Annotated in this window: 17 protein-coding genes; 5 read left to right on the top strand and 12 right to left on the bottom strand. The window is 73.1% G+C overall.

Features of this window, described 5'->3' with window-relative positions; translation table 11 throughout:
- Positions 1-52 precede the first annotated feature (52 nt).
- A complete protein-coding gene (locus tag ABZW14_RS15030; protein ID WP_355345617.1) occupies positions 53-421 on the bottom strand; it encodes a DUF6223 family protein in 369 nt (122 codons plus the stop codon).
- 220 nt (positions 422-641) lie between these two features.
- Here ABZW14_RS15030 and ABZW14_RS15025 point away from each other — a divergent pair, with 220 nt between their 5' ends.
- Together ABZW14_RS15025 and ABZW14_RS15020 are read left to right on the top strand one after the other, a co-directional pair.
- Positions 642-1,757 carry a histidine kinase gene (locus ABZW14_RS15025; RefSeq protein WP_355345614.1) on the top strand — a complete coding sequence of 372 codons (1,116 nt, stop codon included), beginning with the start codon at positions 642-644 and terminating at the stop codon, positions 1,755-1,757.
- Positions 1,754-2,416 (top strand): response regulator transcription factor, encoded by a 663-nt coding sequence (locus ABZW14_RS15020; protein WP_355345611.1) that lies wholly within the window; start codon positions 1,754-1,756, stop codon positions 2,414-2,416. Before ABZW14_RS15025 ends, ABZW14_RS15020 begins: the two co-directional genes overlap by 4 nt.
- Before the next feature lie 83 nt (positions 2,417-2,499).
- Here ABZW14_RS15020 and ABZW14_RS15015 read toward each other — a convergent pair whose 3' ends face one another.
- Together ABZW14_RS15015 and ABZW14_RS15010 are read right to left on the bottom strand one after the other, a co-directional pair.
- A complete protein-coding gene (locus tag ABZW14_RS15015; RefSeq protein ID WP_355345608.1) occupies positions 2,500-2,940 on the bottom strand; it encodes a hypothetical protein in 441 nt (146 codons plus the stop codon).
- A gap of 41 nt (positions 2,941-2,981) precedes the next feature.
- The gene (locus tag ABZW14_RS15010; protein WP_355345605.1) at positions 2,982-3,317 is read right to left on the bottom strand and encodes a DoxX family protein; all 336 of its coding nucleotides are present in this window, start codon (positions 3,315-3,317) and stop codon (positions 2,982-2,984) included.
- Between the two features lie 228 nt (positions 3,318-3,545).
- Here ABZW14_RS15010 and ABZW14_RS15005 point away from each other — a divergent pair, with 228 nt between their 5' ends.
- From ABZW14_RS15005 to ABZW14_RS14995, 3 genes are read left to right on the top strand one after another with little or no spacing between them, the layout of a single operon-like run.
- Positions 3,546-3,905, top strand: a complete 360-nt coding sequence (locus tag ABZW14_RS15005) for a YciI family protein (protein WP_355345735.1) — start codon at positions 3,546-3,548, stop codon at positions 3,903-3,905.
- Complete coding sequence (locus ABZW14_RS15000; RefSeq protein ID WP_355345602.1) at positions 3,902-5,131, top strand: sigma-70 family RNA polymerase sigma factor; 1,230 nt, start codon at positions 3,902-3,904, stop codon at positions 5,129-5,131. Before ABZW14_RS15005 ends, ABZW14_RS15000 begins: the two co-directional genes overlap by 4 nt.
- A gap of 54 nt (positions 5,132-5,185) precedes the next feature.
- Positions 5,186-5,986, top strand: a complete 801-nt coding sequence (locus tag ABZW14_RS14995) for a DUF4241 domain-containing protein (RefSeq protein WP_355345599.1) — start codon at positions 5,186-5,188, stop codon at positions 5,984-5,986.
- Between the two features lie 41 nt (positions 5,987-6,027).
- On the opposite strand, the gene ABZW14_RS14990 is transcribed toward ABZW14_RS14995, so the two are convergent.
- From ABZW14_RS14990 to ABZW14_RS14950, 9 genes are all read right to left on the bottom strand, one after another.
- Entirely contained in the window at positions 6,028-7,449 is a 1,422-nt protein-coding gene (locus ABZW14_RS14990) for an MFS transporter (protein ID WP_355345596.1), read from the bottom strand.
- A 131-nt stretch (positions 7,450-7,580) separates the two neighbouring features.
- On the bottom strand, positions 7,581-9,860 hold the full coding sequence (locus ABZW14_RS14985; RefSeq protein WP_355345593.1) for a hypothetical protein: 2,280 nt from the start codon (positions 9,858-9,860) through the stop codon (positions 7,581-7,583).
- 133 nt (positions 9,861-9,993) lie between these two features.
- Positions 9,994-10,674, bottom strand: coding sequence for a DUF998 domain-containing protein (locus ABZW14_RS14980; protein WP_355345590.1), 681 nt, complete (start codon positions 10,672-10,674; stop codon positions 9,994-9,996).
- Positions 10,671-14,006 (bottom strand): bifunctional lysylphosphatidylglycerol synthetase/lysine--tRNA ligase LysX, encoded by a 3,336-nt coding sequence (gene lysX / locus ABZW14_RS14975; protein WP_355345587.1) that lies wholly within the window; start codon positions 14,004-14,006, stop codon positions 10,671-10,673. Before lysX ends, ABZW14_RS14980 begins: the two co-directional genes overlap by 4 nt.
- Positions 14,007-14,129: 123 nt before the next feature.
- Positions 14,130-14,543, bottom strand: coding sequence for an SRPBCC family protein (locus tag ABZW14_RS14970; protein ID WP_355345584.1), 414 nt, complete (start codon positions 14,541-14,543; stop codon positions 14,130-14,132).
- A complete protein-coding gene (locus ABZW14_RS14965) occupies positions 14,540-14,893 on the bottom strand; it encodes a metalloregulator ArsR/SmtB family transcription factor (protein ID WP_355345581.1) in 354 nt (117 codons plus the stop codon). Before ABZW14_RS14965 ends, ABZW14_RS14970 begins: the two co-directional genes overlap by 4 nt.
- Positions 14,894-14,905: 12 nt before the next feature.
- Positions 14,906-15,367, bottom strand: a complete 462-nt coding sequence (locus ABZW14_RS14960) for an SRPBCC domain-containing protein (RefSeq protein WP_355345578.1) — start codon at positions 15,365-15,367, stop codon at positions 14,906-14,908.
- Between the two features lie 95 nt (positions 15,368-15,462).
- Complete coding sequence (locus tag ABZW14_RS14955) at positions 15,463-16,953, bottom strand: CoA-acylating methylmalonate-semialdehyde dehydrogenase (RefSeq protein ID WP_355345575.1); 1,491 nt, start codon at positions 16,951-16,953, stop codon at positions 15,463-15,465.
- A complete protein-coding gene (locus ABZW14_RS14950) occupies positions 16,950-18,254 on the bottom strand; it encodes an aspartate aminotransferase family protein (protein WP_355345572.1) in 1,305 nt (434 codons plus the stop codon). The genes ABZW14_RS14955 and ABZW14_RS14950 overlap by 4 nt, the downstream gene beginning before the upstream one ends.
- Positions 18,255-18,365: the final 111 nt, after the last annotated feature.

The following is an 18,365-nucleotide window of genomic DNA, read 5'->3' as shown; positions in this document are numbered from 1 at the left end:
ATCCGGCAGGCCTGCGACGTACCGGGGCAACGTCGGCAGGCCGGCCGGCCGGTCAGGCGGTGCGGCGGGAGCGGCCCAGGGCGAGCCAGCCGAGGACCGTGGCGACAAGGCCGATCGCCAGGGCCAGGAAGCCACCGACGATGCCGTAGCCGGTGCCGGGACCACCCTCGGCGGCGGCCACCACCACCCCGCCGAGGACCATGCCGGTCAGCCCGGCCACCAGGGCGACCAGGGCCCCTCGTCTGCCGTTGCCGTTGCCGTTGCCGATCCGGCCGGCGGAGCGGGCCAGGGCCAGCCCACCGACGACCACGCCGGCCAGCGCCACCAGTGCGGCCACGCTGCCCAAGAGCCGTCCGGTGGTCATGGTGGTGGGATCGACGGCGGTCGAGGCGTAAGCGGTGAACACATGACGGGTGGACATGAGGATGCTCCTTCTCCCTTTGAGGACCGGACGTGTCCGATCCTGTCCGCCGGCCCCGCCACCTGTCGTCCTGCCGGCGCGGGCACTTCGAGCTGCCGCAAAGGGCCCATCCGGCTGCCACGGATGTCGCAGAACGCGGCGAGCTACCGCGTCCGCGGTACCCGGCCGATCGTCCGTGGGCAGGAGTCGCCCGGGGTGGCCGGCCGGTTAGGGTGCGCGCATGGGCAGGAGACGGATCGGTGCCGGCGACTGGGCGATCGCCGGCGGTGTGGCGGTGATCCTGCTGGTCACCGGGCTGTCCGGGCCGCACGCCGCCACCGGCCGCGACCTGCTCGGGTACGCGCTTCTGGCGGCGGGCGGCCTGGCCCTGGCGGCGCGCCGCCACGCTCCGGTTCCCGTCCTGGCCGTCACCGGGCTGTGCGCGGTGGGTCACCAGGCGGCCGGTTTCGACGTGCCGGCCGTCGCGTACCTGTTCGCGGTGTACGGCGCGGTGCGGGCGGGACACCGCACCGTCACCGTGGCGGCGAGCCTGCTCATGCTGGCCGCACTCCCGGTCGCGGCGATGGTCTCGGGCCTGCACGACACGGGTGAGGCGTTCGCGCGGGCCCGGGGCGCGCTCGAACTGGCCTGGCTGATCGCCGCCGGCGCGGCGGGCGAGGCGCTGCGACAGGCTGAGCGCCGGGCCGACGAGGCCGAGCGGACGCGCGAGGAGACCGCGCGGCGCCGCGCCGACGAGGAGCGGCTGCACATCGCACGGGAGCTGCACGATTCGCTCACCCACCAGATCTCCGTCATCAAGGTGCAGGCCGAGGTCGCCGTCCACCTGGCTCAGAAGCGGGGCGAACAGGTGCCGGAAACCCTGCTGGCGATCCGGGAGGCCGGTCGTGAGGCGGCCCGGGAACTGCGCGCGACCCTGGAGGCGCTGCGCGACGACGACCGGAACCCGCCGCGCGGGCTCGACCAGGTTCCGGAGCTGGTGGAACGGGCCCGGACGACCGGCCTGGACGCGACGCTGACGATCGAGGGCCACCGGGACGACGTGCCGGCCGCGGTGGACCGGACCGCCTACCGGATCGTCCAGGAGTCGCTGACCAACGTGGCCCGGCACGCCGCTGCCGCCAGCGCCCGGGTCCGGATCGACTACCGGCCCCACGCCCTGCTCATCCGGGTCGACGACGACGGCAGGACCACGCCGGACAGCGCGCCGGTGCCCGGCGTCGGGCTGCTCGGGATGCGCGAACGGGTCACCGCCCTCGGCGGTCACCTGACGGCGGCGCCCCGCCGCGAGGGCGGCTTCACCGTCCAGGCCGAACTTCCCGTGGACCGGCTCTCGTGATCCGTGTCCTGCTGGTCGACGACCAGCCGCTCATCCGCAGTGGATTCCGCGCGCTCCTCGACATCGAGGACGACATCGAGGTGGTCGCCGAGGCCGCCGACGGCAGCGAGGCCGTGGCGCTGGCCCGGGCGCACCTGCCCGACATCGCGCTCGTCGACATCCAGATGCCGGTCGTCGACGGCATCGAGGCGACCCGGCGCATCGCCGCGGATCCGGCCCTGGCCGGGGTGCACGTCGTCATCCTGACCAACTACGGACTGGACGAGTACGTCTTCAACGCGCTGCGCGCCGGCGCGGCCGGATTCCTCGTCAAGGACATCCAGCCGGAGGACTTCCTGCACGCCGTACGCGTCGCCGCCCGTGGCGACGCCCTGCTGGCGCCGTCGATCACCCGCAAGCTGATCGACCGGTACGTCACCCAGCCGCTCCGCACCGGCACCGACGCGGGCATGGACGAGTTGACCAACCGCGAACGCGAGGCCGTCGCCCTCGTCGCGCAGGGCCTGTCCAACGACCAGGTCGCCGACCGCATGGTGATCAGCCCGACGACCGCGAAGACCCACATCAACCGGGCCATGACGAAGCTGCGGGCCCGCGACCGTGCCCAACTCGTGGTCTTCGCCTACGAGTCGGGTCTGGTCGCCCCGCGCAGCCCCTGACTCCCCGTCGGAGCGGGGAGCCGGCCACGTCCCGCCGGGGCGGCCCGACATCCGCCGATGTCGAGCCGCCCGGCACGGCCGATTCAGGGACGGACGCGGGTCATGGTCGACGCGTAGCCGCCGCCGGGCCAGGCCCACGCCCCGGTGGCGGTGGTGCCCTCCGCGTCGAAGGTGCCCCGGTATCTCGCCGGTGAGCCGGGCTGGCCGAACCAGATGGTCAGCTCGCCGTCGGCCACCTCGTACACGTACTCCAGGATGTCTCCGGTGCTGCCGAAGAAGTGCGATTTCAGGGTGCCGCTCTCGGCGTCGTATCCGATGTACTCGACGCCGGTGGTGGTCTGGTCGTCCTGGACCAGGTCGACGTGCTGGACCAGGAAGTGACCGCCGGGCATCCACTCGTAGGTGACGGTGCCGTGGTGCCCGGGCCCGGACACCTGCCAGGTGCCGACCAGTACGTCGAGGGTCCTCAGGGTCGGGTGGGGGGCGCCGGCGGACGGGGTGCCGCCGATGGTCTCGTCGGTCATGGCGGTGGTTCCTCTCCTCGGGTGGGGTGAGCGGCCGGGGTTCAGCGGGCAGCGGCGGGCCGGCGCAGCCGGGCGCGGCGGCTGTAGACGACGATGCCCGCGAGCAGCAGGAACGCGGCCGGCATCGCGGGGCTCGCGCCGATGAGCAGGTTGGTGACCACGGCACCGGCCATGAGCCCGGTGAGGCCGAGGGCGGCGAGCGCGGCGAGCCGCGGGACCAGCAGGCCGACGGCTCCGGCCACCTCGCACACGCCGACCAGGTAGCGCAACCACTGCCCCACGCCGATGTCGGTGAACAGGTCGATCATCCGCGCGTCGCCGATGAGCTTGAGCACGCCGCCCGAGGCGAACTGCACGGCGAGGAACACCTGCAGCACCCACCGGGCGATCGGCGCGGCGCGGCGCGGTCGGGCGGCTGTCGGAACGGGTGGTGACGGTGGTGGTCATGGGGCTCTCCTCGTCGGGTCGTCGTGCCTCTGCCCGTGACGTCGGAGCCGTCCGCCAGTTCTCGACACACCGCCCGAGATTTTTTTAGGACTTTTTCCGCCGGGCTCTTCTGGTATCAATGTCCGCATTGACGGGATGCGGAGGTGACGGTGAAGTACATGGTCATGACCTACGGCGAGCCGTCGTCCTGGGAGGCGCTGGCCGGTACCGGCCCGGACGCGATGTCCCCGGAGGAGATCGCCGCCCACTTCCAGGCGATGCAGGCGTTGCAGGAGGAACTCACCGCGACCGGTGAGCTGGTCACCGCCTTCGGCCTGTCCGAGCCGGCGCGCGCGCTGACGGTCGACACCCGTGGCGGCACACCGGTGGTCTCCGACGGGCCCTACGCCGAGACCAAGGAGTTCCTCGCCGGGTTCGGCATCATCGACGTGGCGAGCCACGACCGGGCGGTGGAGCTGGCCGGCCGTTTCGCCGAGGCGGTGTCCACCCGCGTCGAACTACGTCCCGTGCACGGATGAGCGCTGACCTGCTGCTGCGCGAACTGGCGCCACAGGTCCTGGCCGCGGTGACGCGCCGTTACGGGCACTTCGACGAGGCCGAGGACGCCACGCAGGAGGCCCTGCTGGCCGCCACGACGCAGTGGCCCGCCGACGGCGTACCGGACAACCCACGGGGCTGGCTCATCCGCGTCGCCTCCCGGCGCCTGATCGACCACCTGCGCAGCGAGCAGGCCCGCGCACGGCGCGAGGCGACACTCGCCGCGCAGGTGCCCTCCGCCGACTTGCTGGCGCCGGCGGCCGACACCGGCGACACACCGCCCGACGACACCCTGACGCTCTACTTCCTGTGCTGCCATCCCGCGCTCACGGCGGCGTCGCAGATCGCGCTGACCCTGCGCGCGGTGGGCGGGCTGACCACGGCGGAGATCGCCCATGCGCTGCTCGTGCCGGAAGCGACGCTGGCGCAGCGGATCAGCCGCGCCAAGCAGCGCATCAGGGACGCCGGCGCCAGGTTCGAACCGCCCACCCCGGACGACTACGACGGTCGGTTGCGGGCGGTACTGCACGTGCTGTACCTCATCTTCAACGAAGGGCACACGGCGACCTCCGGGGCCGCCCTGCAGCGCACCGACCTGGCCACCGAGGCGATCCGGCTGGGCCGTACGCTCCACGGGGCCCGCCCCGACGACGCCGAGGTCGCCGGCCTGCTAGCGCTGTTGCTGCTCACCGACGCCCGCCGGGCGGCGCGCACCGGCCCCGAGGGTGAACTGGTGCCGCTGGCGGAGCAGGACCGCGCCCGCTGGGACCGCCGCGTGATCCACGAGGGCATCACGCTGCTCACCGCGGCACTGGCGCACCGCCGACCAGGTCCCTACCAGATCCAGGCGGCGATCGCCGCGGCGCACAGCCAGGCAGCCCGCGCCGAGGACACCGACTGGCCGCACATCCTCCACCTGTACGACATGCTCCAACGGCTCGACGACAGCCCCGTCGTCACCCTCAACCGCGCCGTCGCCACCGCCATGGTGCACGGGCCCCGAGCCGGGCTGGCACTGCTGGAGACGCTCGACGCCGAGCCCCGGATGACCGGCAACCACCGCCTCGCCGCCGTGCGAGCGCACCTGCTCCACCAGGCCGGTGAGCACGGGGCGGCCGCCGCCCACTACCGTGCCGCGGCACGGCAGACGGCGAGCGTCCCGGAACGCGAATACCTGCTGCGGCAGGCCGGGCTCGCCTCCCGCTGAGCGGGGTGAGAGCCTGTCGGCCGAGGCAGCATCCAGGGGGAGGTGGGGGCGACCGTGCACCGTCGACAGGCGTTGATCGCGGCGCTGTCCGTGGTCGGCCTGGGCGCGGCGGGGTGCGGGAGCCGGCACGGGCCGGGCCCGGTCGTACCCACGCCCGCCCCGCCGCTGTACCCGTCCCGCGCGGCGGACCTGTTCCGGCCCGGCACACGCCACCTGCTGGCCACCGGCGAGACGGCGGTCAGCGAGATCGTGCCGGGGGGCGTCCTCCGGCTGCCCACCGGTCGGCTGACCGCCGCGGACCCGGGCTGGGTGACCCGGCGCTGGCCCGACGGCGTCGGCCCGTTCACGGTGACGGTCCCGCCCGGGGCGTACCCGCTGACCCTGGCGCTGCTCGACGGCCGCGTCGCCGCGGCGCGGCTGACCCTCGCCGACCGGCCGGTGACCTCGTGGGACCTCGCGCTGCGGGCCGGCGAGGATCCGGCCACGCTGGCGCCCGGATACTTCTTCGGCGTCGGGGTGGACACCGGCACGATGGCACTGTTCGACGAGGCCGCGCACGACGCGGTCGGCCGGCTGGCCGACACGGACCCGTTGAACTTCGACGTCGAGGATTCCGACACGCTGGAACACCGGGACGTCGTACCCGGAGCGAACGTCATCGCGTTCCTCACCGGGTTCGGGGACGGGGAGTACCCGGTGTGGATCGGCCGCACCCGGGACGGCATCGTCGGTTGCTTCGTCGTGGACATGCAGATGCTCGCCCCGGCCACGACGACGACCGCCCCACCGTGGTTGCCGCCGCCGTCCTCCGGTCGGCGACGCCCAGCGCCGGTGGATCAGCCGGGCTCGGGCTGATCCACCGGCGTCCGGTGGGTGGTGGATGGTGTGTGTTCGGATCAGCCGACGTGCACCGGTTCGGCGTCCTGGGCCGGCTGTCGCCGGGCGCCGCGCAGGGTGATCCCGGCGGTGACCGCGCCCACGGCGGCGATGATCCCGGCGCCGACGAAGGCGGCGGAGTAGCCGTCGGTGAGGGCGGCCAGGTCGCCGAGCTGGTCGGCGCCGGCGGCGGAGGCCACCGCGGTCATCGCGGCCAGGCCGAGCGCCGAGCCGACCTGGTAGCTGGTGTTGACGATGCCGGAGGCGAGTCCGCCCTCCTCGGGGCGGGCGCTGGAGATGGCGGTGCCGAGCGACGGGATGAACGCCAGGGACATGCCCAGCGCGGCGACCAGGGAGGCGGGCAGGACGTCGACGGTGAAGCTGCCGTCGGGCCGGACCAGGGCGAGCCAGCCGAGTCCGACCGCCAGGATGGCGAGGCCGGTGACCACCATGGGCTTCGGGCCGAACCGGGCGATGGCTCGCGGGGCGAGCGCGATCATTCCGATCATGATGAGGATCGTCATCGGCAACAGGGCGGCGCCGCTGGGGAAGGCGCGGTAGCCCAACACCTGCTGCAGGTAGAGGTTGAGGAAGAACCACATCGGGATCCAGGCTGCGCCGAGGAGCAGCTGGGCGATGTTGGCCGCGGCGAGGTTCGGGGCACGGAAGATCGACAGGCGCATCAGCGGCTCGCGACGTGCCGCCTGGATGCCGACGAACGCGGCCAGGGCGACGACGGCTCCGGCGAGGACCAGCCAGGTCTGCCCGGAGGTCCAACCGACCTCGGGGGCGCGGACGATTCCGCAGACGGCGGCGCCGAGGCCGAGGGTCACGGTCAGCGCGCCGAGAACGTCCAGGGAACCGCGGCGGGTACCCCCGGAGGGCATCAGGGCCGGCGTGGCCAGCAGCGCGAGTGCGGCGATGGGGATGTTGATGTAGAAGACCCAGGGCCAGCTGACGTATTCGGTGATGACGCCGCCGAGGAAGACGCCGGCCGTGCCGCCGGCGGGCGCGGCCGCGCCGTAGAGGGCGAGGGCCCGGGTCAGTTCCCTGGGCTCGGCGCCGAAGAGCATCATCAGCAGGGTGAGCGCCGACGGGGCGATCAACGCCGCACCGGCTCCCTGCACCGCGCGGGCGGCCAGTTCGACCCCGACGCTGTCGGCCAGGCCGGCGGCGGCGGAGCCGATCAGCAGGATGAGCCAGCCGGCGGCGAACATGCGCCGCGCGCCGAGCAGGTCGGACAGCCGGCCGCCCAGCAGCAGCAGGCCGCCGAACGCGACGACGTAGGCGTTGAACACCCAGGACAGGTTCTCCGGTGAGAAGCCGAGATCGGCCTGTATGCGTGGTAAGGCGACGCCGATGATCGAGGTGTCCATGATGACCATGAACTGGGCCAGGGCGATGAGCCCCAGGGCCCACCAGCGCTTCGAACCGGATGACATCGCGATCACTCCTTCTTGTACCCCTAGGGGGTACGGGTAGGAGGAATGTTTACCCCCAGGGGGTATGAGATGTCAAGTGACGCGATGCCACCGGCAACGACGACGGGCCGCCCAGGACACATTCGCCCTGTTCATTCGGCCCCGGCGGCCGGGTCCCTTCGCGCGCTGTCGCGCGTGGTGGATTCACCGCGGTCGAGGCAGTCGGCGAGGGCAGCGACCGCCTCGGCGTACCGCGGGTCGGTGTGGTACGGCCAGTGCGCCTCGATCGGCGGCGGAACGGTGTCCATCGGCTCGACGGTGACCGCGCGGGGGTCACGCAGGCGCACGTCGACGAGGCCCGCCGGCCCGCCGACGGCGGGCTGTTCGCCGGGCCGGTGGGTGGAGAAGACCGGCCCACCGACCGGGTCGGTGGCCCGCCACAGGTTGCGCCACCGCCAGCCGACCCGGTCGCCGACCTCACGCAGGACGTCGTCGCCGAAGTAGGCCGGCATGAGGTGGCCGTAGAGGCGGCGGAGCGGAGAGCCGTGGGTGAGCAGGGCGACCCGGCGGCACGTCTCCGGTGGCAGTTGCAGGATGGCCGCCGCGGCCAGGGCGGAACCGTGGCTGTGCCCGGACAGCAGCACCGTCCGCTCCCGGCTCAGTTCGCTCACCCGCCGGGCGAGCTCCGGTACCGCCCGTTCGGCGTAGCAGGGCGGCGCGAACGGATGGGTCGTCCGGGGGAAGAAGGTGCCGAGATCCCACAGCACCCCGACGGCGCGCCGGACCTCCGGGGAGACGTAGGCCATGACGGCGACCAGCAGCAGCCCGACGACGATCAGCCCCAGCGAGAACGTCCCCGCGTCGGTGAGATAGGCCGCGAGTCCCACGAACATGCCGCTGCCGCCGCCGAGCCGCTGCGCCAGCTGGGTCGGCCCGATCTCGGCCACGTCGAGCGCGGTGACCGCCAGGCTGAGCAGCGAGAGCACGAAGTACACGATGATCAGTGGACTGAACTGCTCGGCCAGCCGTGATCTGCTGATCGCCCGGCGCACCGCCTGAACTCGCGCCGCCGCCTGCGGCGGGGCATCGGGAAAGTCCTCCTGGCTGATCCGGGCCGCCATCCGGTCCCGCCTGCGCCGGCCGAACCGGCTGACGTACAGCCCCACGAGGCTCACCAGCAGCACGGCGGTGAGGGCGCCCAGCGCCTCCCACCGGAAGGCGACCGGCGGGTCCAGCGGCGGGGCGCCGGGAGGCGACGGGTGTCCCGGGCCCGGAATGGCGCCCCGGTCGAGGACGTCGGCCGTCCGGTACACGAGTCCCGCGGCGAAGGCCGCCGCGAGACCGGCGGCGATCGCGCCGAACACCGGGGCGCCCAGGCCCCGGAAGAACGACCTCGCCTCGGGCGGCGCCGCGCGTTGCTGCCACATGACGACCGCCGCGAGCACCGTCAGCAGCGCGGCCTGTCCGAGGATCACCAGGTTGACGGTGATGGCGAAGCCGGGCAGCGCTCCCAGCCGCACGGGGGGACGCGGTAGGAGCGCGTACCCGGCCGTGAGGATGGTGAGCACGGCGACGGCGGCACGCAGCACCCGGATGACGGACCTGATCCAGTCCCAGCCGGTGTGCGGAGCGCTCAACGCGGGCAGGCAGAGCAGCGCCAGGCACGCCGCCGCGAGCAGCGCGGTCGCCCCGATGAGCGTGCGGCCGACCGGGCTGCCGTCCTGGGCGGTGAGCGCGAAGAGGACGCTGGCGTCCAGCGTGGCGTACGCGATCGCCACGTGGATCGACCGGAGCCGCCCGACCTGTGCCTCTCCGCGCCAGAAACCGCGGGCGTCGAGCCGATCGGCGCTCGGGGCGCCCGAGGTGTCGTACGAGGGCTGGAACGCCTCGTAGGCACGCGCGGACCGCGAACCGACCCACCAGAGGAGGCGGATGGCGGCGGCCGGGACCACGCCGAGGACGACCAGGCGCGGCCCGGTCTGCAGTTCATCGAGCCAGGACAGGTATCCCCGACCGGCGGTACACGGTTGGTACGGCACGCACTGCCAGCCGACGAGGTCCACGGCGACGGCGACGATCGACAACACGAAGGTGACGGTGATGGTGGCGCCGAGCAGGCGGCACAGTGCCTTGACCGTCTCGCCGCCGCCGCCGGGCGGCCGTAGCCACGCCGCCAGGTTGCTGAACATGAAGGGCAGCAGGAACAGCAGCGACAGGGCGCGGGCCGCCCCGCCCGCCGTCAGGTTCCGCCACTGGTACGCCTCCATCGTGACGCCGGCGGGCCCGAACGGGACCCCGAACCCTGGGCGGGGGCGGTAGAAGCCGGCGTTGTGGTCGCCAGCGACCCGGACCACCACCGGGTGGTCCAGCAGTTCCTCCGCCCGCACCCCGGAAATCCCGTGTACGCGCAGCTCCACCACGTGTCGCGACATCTGCCCCTGATCACGCCGTCACGTCGGCCGCGGGCCGCCGCGGGCCCGCTCGACCCTGCCGGGCGCGTGTACCCCGGAACGGGGCCGCCACGCCTGCCGGATCCCGTCGCCACCGCCCCGGTCGACGGGCAGCTCACGCCGCCGGAGCCGGGCCGGTCCGGGAACCGGTGTCACCCGGCCGGGCGGCGACGCCGCCGGCGTAGAGCAGCCAGCCGGAGAGGCCGAGCAGCTGGACCCGCTGCCAGGCGCCCAGCGCCGCGTCCGGGCGGGCCAGCTCGACCAGCGTACCGGCCGTGCCCACCAGCAGCACCGCGGTCACCGCCAGCCCCCAGCGCAATGACGCACGGTGGCCGCGCCGGGCCAGCAGCAGCGCGAGCAGTGAGGCCAGCGCGGCGGCGATCGCCGCCGCCGAGCTGACCGAGTGCCCCTGGTCGCGCCAGGACAGCTCGCCCAGCTCCGCGAGCCGGGCGCAGCGCGCGTCGGCCGAGGGCGCGCAGTCCATCGAACTCACCGTGCCGTCCAGGGCGGTGGCCACGCCGAAGGCGATCAGCCCCCACCAGGCCCACCGCGACCAGCCCCGGGCGCGCCGGGCCAGCGCCAGCCCGGTCGCCGACGCGAGCGCGCCGGCGACCAGGTCACCCAGGCCGAAAACCAGGTGGTACGGCTGGTCCCGGGCGGCCAGCTCGCTGGCGTACCCGTCGAGGAGCCCGAACGCCGGATTCAGCAGCGGCCCGATCAGCCACGACGAGTACAGGACCCCGGCCAGCGCGAGCGCCAGCCCCGGCAGCGCCCGGGCCCGGCCGGTTCGGCTCACGAGGACTCCCGCACCAGCGGGAAGGGCAGCGTCTCCCGGATCGACCGGCCGGTCAGCAGCATCAGCAGCCGGTCCACACCCAGGCCGAGGCCGCCGGTGGGCGGCATGGCGTACTCCAGCGCGGTGAGGAAATCCTCGTCCAGGTCCATCGCCTCGGGGTCGCCGCCGGCCGCCTTCAACGACTGCGCGGTGAGCCGGCGCCGCTGCTCCGTCGGGTCGATCAGCTCCGAGTACGCGGTGCCCAGCTCCATCCCGAACGCCACCAGGTCCCACCGCTCCGCCAGCCGTGGGTCGGCCCGGTGCTGCCGGGTCAACGGCGAGGCGTCGGTCGGGAAGTCCAGGTAGAACGTCGGCGTCTCGGTGCGCGCCTCGACCAGCCGCTCGTACAGCTCCAGCAACACCGCGCCGCGCTCCCAGCGGGGGTCGTACGCCACCTTGGCGGCGTCGCAGAGCCTGCGCAGGGCGGCCAGGTCGGTGTCGGCGGTGACCTCCTCGCCGAGCACCGAGGAGATCGCCTCGTTGACCGTGCGGACCGGCCACTCGCCGCCGACGTCCAGGGTGTCGCCCGTCCCGGGGCGGGTCACCACCGGCGACCCGTGCACCGCGACCGCCGCGGCCACGATCAGCTCCCGGGCCAGCTCGCGCATCACGTGGTAGTCCGCGTACGCCTGGTAGACCTCCAGCACCGTGAACTCCGGGTTGTGGCTGTGGTCGACGCCCTCGTTGCGGAACGCCCGGCCCAGCTCGTACACCCGCTCCATCCCGCCCACCGCCAGCCGCTTCAGATACAGCTCGGGGGCGATCCGCAGGCTCAGCCGCAGGTCGTATGCGTTGCTGTGGGTGACGAACGGGCGGGCGTTCGCACCGCCGTGCACCCGCTGCAGGATCGGCGTCTCCACCTCCAGGAAGTCCCGGCCCGCCAGGGAGCCCCGCAGGCTGTGCAGGACGGCGCCGCGGGCCCGCAGCAGATCCCGCGCGGCCGGATCGATGGCGAGGTCGAGGTAGCGCTGCCGGACCCGGGCCTCCGGGTCGGCCAGCCCGTGGTGCTTGTCCGGCAACGGGCGCAGGCACTTGCTGGTCAGCCGCCAGTCGGCCACCCGCACCGACACCTCGCCCCGCCGGGTCGCGTACACCTCCCCGGTGGCACCCACGTGGTCGCCGACATCGACGGTGGCACGCCACCGGTCCAGGTCGTGCTCCAGCATCAACTGGAGGTCGCCGGTGCCGTCCCGGATCGTCGCGAAGCAGAGGTGCCCGTGGTCGCGAACCAGCAGCACCCGTCCGGCCACCGACACGGTCTCGCCGGTGCCGGTGTCCGGCGCCAGCCCGGCGTGCCGCGCCCGCACGGCCGCGCAGGCGTCGGTGCGCGGGAAGTCCACGGGGTACGGGTCGACGCCCTCGGCGCGCAGCCGGTCCAGCTTCGCCCGGCGTACCCGGATCTGCTCGGGAAGGTGCACCGCGGCCGGTTCGGACGGCACGGCCCGGACCGTCGCGGCGGCCGGCGGCACGTAGCCGACCCCGCCGCCGGCCGGCGGCACGCCCTGCAGCGGGGTGGGCCGCCCGCCCGGCAGGGCGACGAAGCCCTCCGCGACCGCCGCGGCGAGGCCCACCCGGGCCAGCTCCCGACGCTCACCGAAGCACAGGTAGCGCGGCGTCCAGTGCGGCTGGTACTTGGCGTTGGAGAGGTACAGCGACTCCAGCTGCCACCAGCGGGAGAAGAACAGGAGGGTGTGCCGCCAGAGCCGGATGACCGGGCCGGCGCCGATCCTGGCGCCCTGCTCGAACACCGACCGGAACACCGCGAAGTTCAGCGACACCCGCTCGACGCCGAGCCGGGGTGCGCCGCCCATCAGCGCCGCGACCAGGAACTCCGTGATCCCGTTCTCGGCCGACCGGTCCCGGCGCATCAGGTCCAGCGAGAGCCCGTCGGCGCCCCACGGGCTCAGCGACAGCAGCGCCCGTATCCGGCCGCTCCCGTCCCGCGCCTCGACCAGCACGCAGTCGCCGTCGGCGGGGTCGCCGAGCCGGCCCAGCGCCATCGAGAAGCCCCGCTCGTGTTCGGTGTCCCGCCAGGCGGTGGCCAGCCTGGCCAGCTCGGACAGCTCCGCGGCCGGGATCTCCGCGTGCCGGCGCACCCGGGCCGTGTAGCCGGCCCGCTCCACCCGGTGCACGGCCTGGCGGACCGGGCGCATGTCCCGCCCGTCCAGGTCGAACTCGCGGGTCAGCAGGATCGCCTCGTCGCCCAGGTGCAGCACCTTCAGCCCGTACCGGTGATACGCCCTGGCGCCCGCCTCGCTGGTGCCCATCACCGCCGGGGTCCAGGCGTACGCCCCGGCCTGGTCGAGCCACGCCTCGATGGCCGGCCCCCACGCCTCCGGGTCCCCCACCGGGTCGCCGCTGGCCAGGCTGACCCCGTTGACGACCCGGTAGGTGATCGCCGCCTTGCCGCTGGCCGAGAAGATCGCCGCCTTGTCCCGCCGGGTGGCGAAGTAGCCCAGCGAGTCCCGCCCGCCGTGCCTGGCGAGGAGCTCCCGGATCCGCTCCTCCTCGTCGGGGTGCAGCACGGCGGCGGCCCGCTGCGACCGGAGCAGGGTGAACAGGCCGGCGACGAAGGCGATCGCACCGAAGCCACCGAGCAGCAGGTTGACCCAGCCGGGCGCCTGCCCCTGCCGGGTGACGTCCAGGGTGATCGCGCCGCCGAACACCTTCTCGATGGCGTAGCCGAGCCGGTCCACCCAGGTGCGCAGGCTGCCCGGCTCGACGAGGAGCAGCAGGTAGCCGAGCCCGACCGCGACCGCCGCGAGCCCGAGGAAGACCCCCAGGGCGCGCCGGGTACTGCCGCTGCGTACCCGGGCGTAGAACTCCCGCCGGGCGGCCAGCAGCAGGGCCAGCGCCCCGGCGGCGAAGGCGATGCCGATCCACACACCGACCGTCTCCAGGGAGTCGAACAGCCGCTCCCCGGCGTCGTCGGTGAGGTCGTTGCTGCCGACCACCAGCAGCAGCACGCCGGCCAGCACGCCGACGGCCAGGGTGAGGGTGAAGTAGACGACCAGCACCCAGTACGCCAGCCGCTTGCGGCGCAGCACCGCCGAGGCCAGGGTGCCGAGGAAGACCGCGTACGCCAGGTTCGCCGGTGCGGGCAGCAGCAGGGCGTCGATGGCGGTGCGGACCGGCTGGATGTCGGAGCGGACGGCGCTGCTCAGCGCGGCCAGCGCGCAGACCACCGCGATCACCCAGAGCAGCGTGGCGAAGGCCCGGGGCACCTGGCGTCGCCAGTCCTGGTCGGCGCGCCGGGCGTCGGCCACCGTCCGCGGCGCGGTGCTCCGGGTCAACGTGGCCTCCCTCGTGCCGGTGACGCCCCGGTGTCGACCGGCCTCATCGTAGCCACGCCCACCGCCGGGCCTGCTGCGAAGCACCTCCTCTGCTGGGGCGTCCGCGCACGGGAGGCGGCCGGGTCAGCCGGCCGCCGCCAGGCTCAGCCGTCCGAGCCGGTCCTCCCAGCCGGCGCGGTGGGTGTCGAGGAGGGTGGGTGGCACGCCGCGGTGCGTGAGCACGACCATCGTGTCGTCGCCGTCCGGCGTCAGCACGATCTCGACGGTCGATCCGCCGGGCGGCAGGGCGTCGTTGCCGGGGATTCCCCAGGTGAACACGACGCGGTACGGCGGCTCGACGGTGAGGTAGACGCCGCGGGCCGCGACGTCGCCCATGTCGAGCGAGAACACGCCGCCGGGCTGCGGGTCGAGCTCGGCCTTGTCGCCGATCCACCGGACGATGAGCGCGGGGTCGGTGAGGTACGGGAAGACGACCTCGGGCGGTGCCTTGATGTGCTCGGTCGCCACGATGACGTCGTTGCGGATCTCGGCGGTCACGGCTTCCTCTCCGGTGGTCGGGGATGGGCCGTCTCGACGGCCTGCCTCAGGCGGCCGAGGGCGTCGGGCCAGAACTCGGAGAGCAGGTCGCGCACCGGCTGGAGGGACTCGTGGCGCAGCGTGTAGAGGCGGCGGGTGCCCTCACGCCGCTCGGTGAGGAGGCCGGCCTGCCGGAGCACGCCGATGTGCTGGCTGACCGCCTGCTGGGTGAGGGTGAAGCTCGCCGCGATCCGGCCGGCGGGCAGCTCGGCGTGCTGGACGAGGCGCAGGATCTGGCGCCGGTGCGGGTCGGCGAGCGCCCGGAGGACCGCGTCGGGTCCTTCGGGCGGGAGCTGCTTCCGTTCGGCCATGGGACCAGGGTCTCAGGCCCCGAACGGGGTGCCGGTGCCGGTCCTGGCGAGGGTGTCGATGCTCGCCAGGAAGTAGTTCCAGGCGGCGACGCAGGCGTCCCAGCACGGGAGCTGCGGGGTCAGGCCGGCGTGTCGGAACCGCAGCTCGGTGCCGGTGCCGGCAGGAACGATGTCGAACTCCATCGTCGTGCCGAGCCACTCCCGCGTGTGTCCGGTCGGTGCGGTCCCGTCGGGTGCGATCGACTCCCAGACCACGCGGGCGGGCCCGGCCTCGAGGACGCGCATCGCGTTCGCACCGTGCTCGCCGAAGCTGGTGACGAGAACGCCGCCGACGGCGCCGTCGCCCTCGGTCGGGCCCCACCAACGGCTGACGCCGGCGGCGGAGGTGAACAGCTCCGAGACGCTCTCGGGGTTCGCCGGGAGGCTGAGGACCGAGGTGAAGTCCTTGCTCCGCGTGCTCGTGGTGCCGGTCATCCCGGTCTCCTCTCCCAGCTTTACAAGCTGTGACTTGTACAAGCTTACGCTTGTAAAGCTAGGGAGGGTTCTCCCGCCTGTCAAGGCGAGCGCGCTCAGCTGTTCTGCGGGAAGCCGAGGTTCACTCCACCGTGGGAGGGGTCGAGCCACCGGCTGGTGACCACCTTGGATCTGACGAAGAAGTTCACTCCTTCCGGCCCGTACGCGTGCGCGTCGCCGAACAGGGAGTCCTTCCAACCGCCGAAGGAGTAGTACGAGACCGGGACCGGGATCGGGACGTTCACGCCGACCATGCCGACCTCGATCTCGTTCTGGTAGCGCCGGGCAGCGCCGCCGTCGTTGGTGAAGATGGCGGTGCCGTTGCCGTAGCGATTGGCGTTGACCACCTCGACGGCGTCGTCGTAGCTGGGCACGCGCAGCACCGAGAGCACCGGTCCGAAGATCTCGTCGGTGTAGATGGACATGTCCGTGCCGACGCGATCGAAGAGGGTCGGCCCGAGCCAGAAGCCGCCTCGCTCACCGTCGACAGAGTGGCTCCGCCCGTCGATCACCAGCTCCGCCCCCGCGGCGCGTCCCGCGTCCAGGTACGACACCACCCGGTCGCGGTGGGCGCCGGTGACCAGCGGTCCCATCTCGCAGCCCGGCCGGCGGCCGTCGCCGACCCGGAGCGCAGGGATCCGCTCGCTGATCTTGCCGACCAGCGCGTCGCCGACCGGGTCGACGGCCACGACGACGGAGATGGCCATGCAGCGTTCGCCGGCCGAGCCGAAGCCGGCCGAGACGGCGGCGTCGGCGGCGAGGTCGAGGTCGGCGTCGGGCAGCACGACCATGTGGTTCTTCGCGCCGCCGAGCGCCTGCACCCGCTTGCCGTTGCGGGTGCCGGTCTCATAGACGTAGCGGGCGATCGGGGTGGAGCCGACGAAGGAGATCGCTTTGACCGCCGGGTGTTCGAGAATCCGGTCGACCGCCTCCTTGTCGCCGTGCACGACGTTGAACACCCCGTCCGGCAGCCCGGCCTCGGCGAACAGTTCGGCGAGGAAGTTCGCCGCGGACGGATCCTTCTCGCTCGGCTTGAGGACCACGCTGTTGCCGCACGCGATCGCGTTCGGCGCGAACCACAGCGGCACCATGGCGGGGAAGTTGAACGGGGTGATCACCCCGACCACGCCGAGCGGCTGCCGGATGGAGTACACGTCGACCTGGGTGGAGGCGTTCTCGCTGAAGCCGCCCCTGAGCATCGACGGGATGCCGCAGGCGAACTCCACGTTCTCCAGCCCGCGTTGGATCTCCCCGGCGGCGTCGGACAGTACCTTGCCGTGCTCGGCAGTGATGATCCTGGCCAGTTCGGGCCGGCGGGCGTTCAGCAGTTCCCGGAAGGCGAACATCACGTTCGACCGCTGGGTGAGGGAAGCCGTACGCCAGCGGGTGAAGGCTTCGCCGGCGGCGGCGACGGCCTGGTCGACGACCGCGGCGGTCCCGAAGTCGACGTGCCCGGTGATCTGTCCGGTGGCGGGATCGTAGATGTCGCCGACGCGCTCGGCGACGCCGTTCCACGGCTTGCCGCCGATCCAGTGGGTGGTCCTCATCGCGGCTGCACCTCCTTGGCCACGGCCTCGATCGACTGGGTGAGGATCTCGAGCGCCTCGTCCGCCTCGGCGCGGGTCAGTGTCATCGGTGGTGCCAGGCGGATGACGTTGCCGTACAGGCCGCCCTTGCCGACGAGCAGTCCACGTTTCCGGGATTCCTCCAGCAGCGCGGCGGCGGCCGCCGGGTGGGGCGCACCGTCGGGTCCCACGAGTTCCAGCGCGATCATCAGGCCCTTGCCGCGGACATCGCCGACCACGGGATGCCCCCGCGCGACCGCACGGAGGCCGTCGAGCAGGCGGGCGCCCAGGTCTGCGGCGTTGGCCTGGAGATCGTGTTCCAGGAGATAGGTGAGCGAGGCCAGCGCGCCGGCGGTGGCGAGCGGGTTCCCACCGAAGGTGGAGATCGAGTTGGCGCCGAGGCAGTCCATGAGGTCTGCCCGGGCGACGACTCCGCCGATCGCCAGGCCGTTGCCCAGGCCCTTGGCGAAGGTGATCGCGTCCGGTACGACGCCGTGCGCCTGGATGCCCCAGAAGTGTTCGCCCGTGCGGCCCCAGCCGGTCTGCACCTCGTCGGAGACGAGGAGGATCCCGTATTCGTCGAGCACCTTCTTGAACTCGCCGAACAGCCCGTCCGGTGGGGTGGCGAAGCCGCCGACGCCCTGGATCGGTTCGACGATCATGCACGCGACGTCACCCGCGGTCGTCGTCTCGATGATCTCGCGCAGGTCGGCGACGCAGGCGCGGACGTAGTCCGCGTCGGACAGGTCCCGGAAGGGGCTGCGGTAGCGGTAGCCGCCGTGCACCCAGCTCACCTTGACGGGGCTGAGCGCGCTGGCCGACCAGCCGCGGATGCCGGTGATGCCGACGGTGGCGAACGCGCGGCCGTGGTAGGAGTTGCGCAGGGCCAGCACCTGCTCGCTGCGCCGGTGCTGGGTGGCGAGCATCAGCGCGGTCTCGTTCGCCTCGGTGCCCGAGTTGGTGAAGAACACTTTGGCGTCCGGGATCCCGGATAGCTCCGCGATCTTCTCCGCGAGCTCGACCTGCGACTGGATCAGGTAGAGCGTGGAGGAGTGCAGCACGCCGGTGTCGATCTGCGACCGGACCGCGTCGCTGATCTCGGCCACGTCGTAGCCGATCGCGTTGGTCAGGATGCCGGCGAAGAAGTCGAGGTAGGTGTGTCCCTCCCGGTCGGTCACCCGGCGGCCGGACGCGCTGGCGAACTCGATCGGCTGTTCGTAGTAAAGCGCCAGCCACTTCGGCATCACGGACCGGTGTCTGGTCAGCAGCTCGCGGTGCGCCATCGCGTCCTCCGTATCTCCGCCGGTAGGCCGAGTGTGGCGGCATTCGTTGTCCAACCGCTATGTGCAACCTGTACCGCTCCGCGGTCGCTGCCATTACGTTGTGTGCAATCC

Source organism: Micromonospora sp. NPDC004551 (assembly GCF_040609975.1).
Lineage (GTDB): Bacteria > Actinomycetota > Actinomycetes > Mycobacteriales > Micromonosporaceae > Micromonospora.
This window is presented reverse-complemented; position numbering and strand designations above follow the sequence as displayed.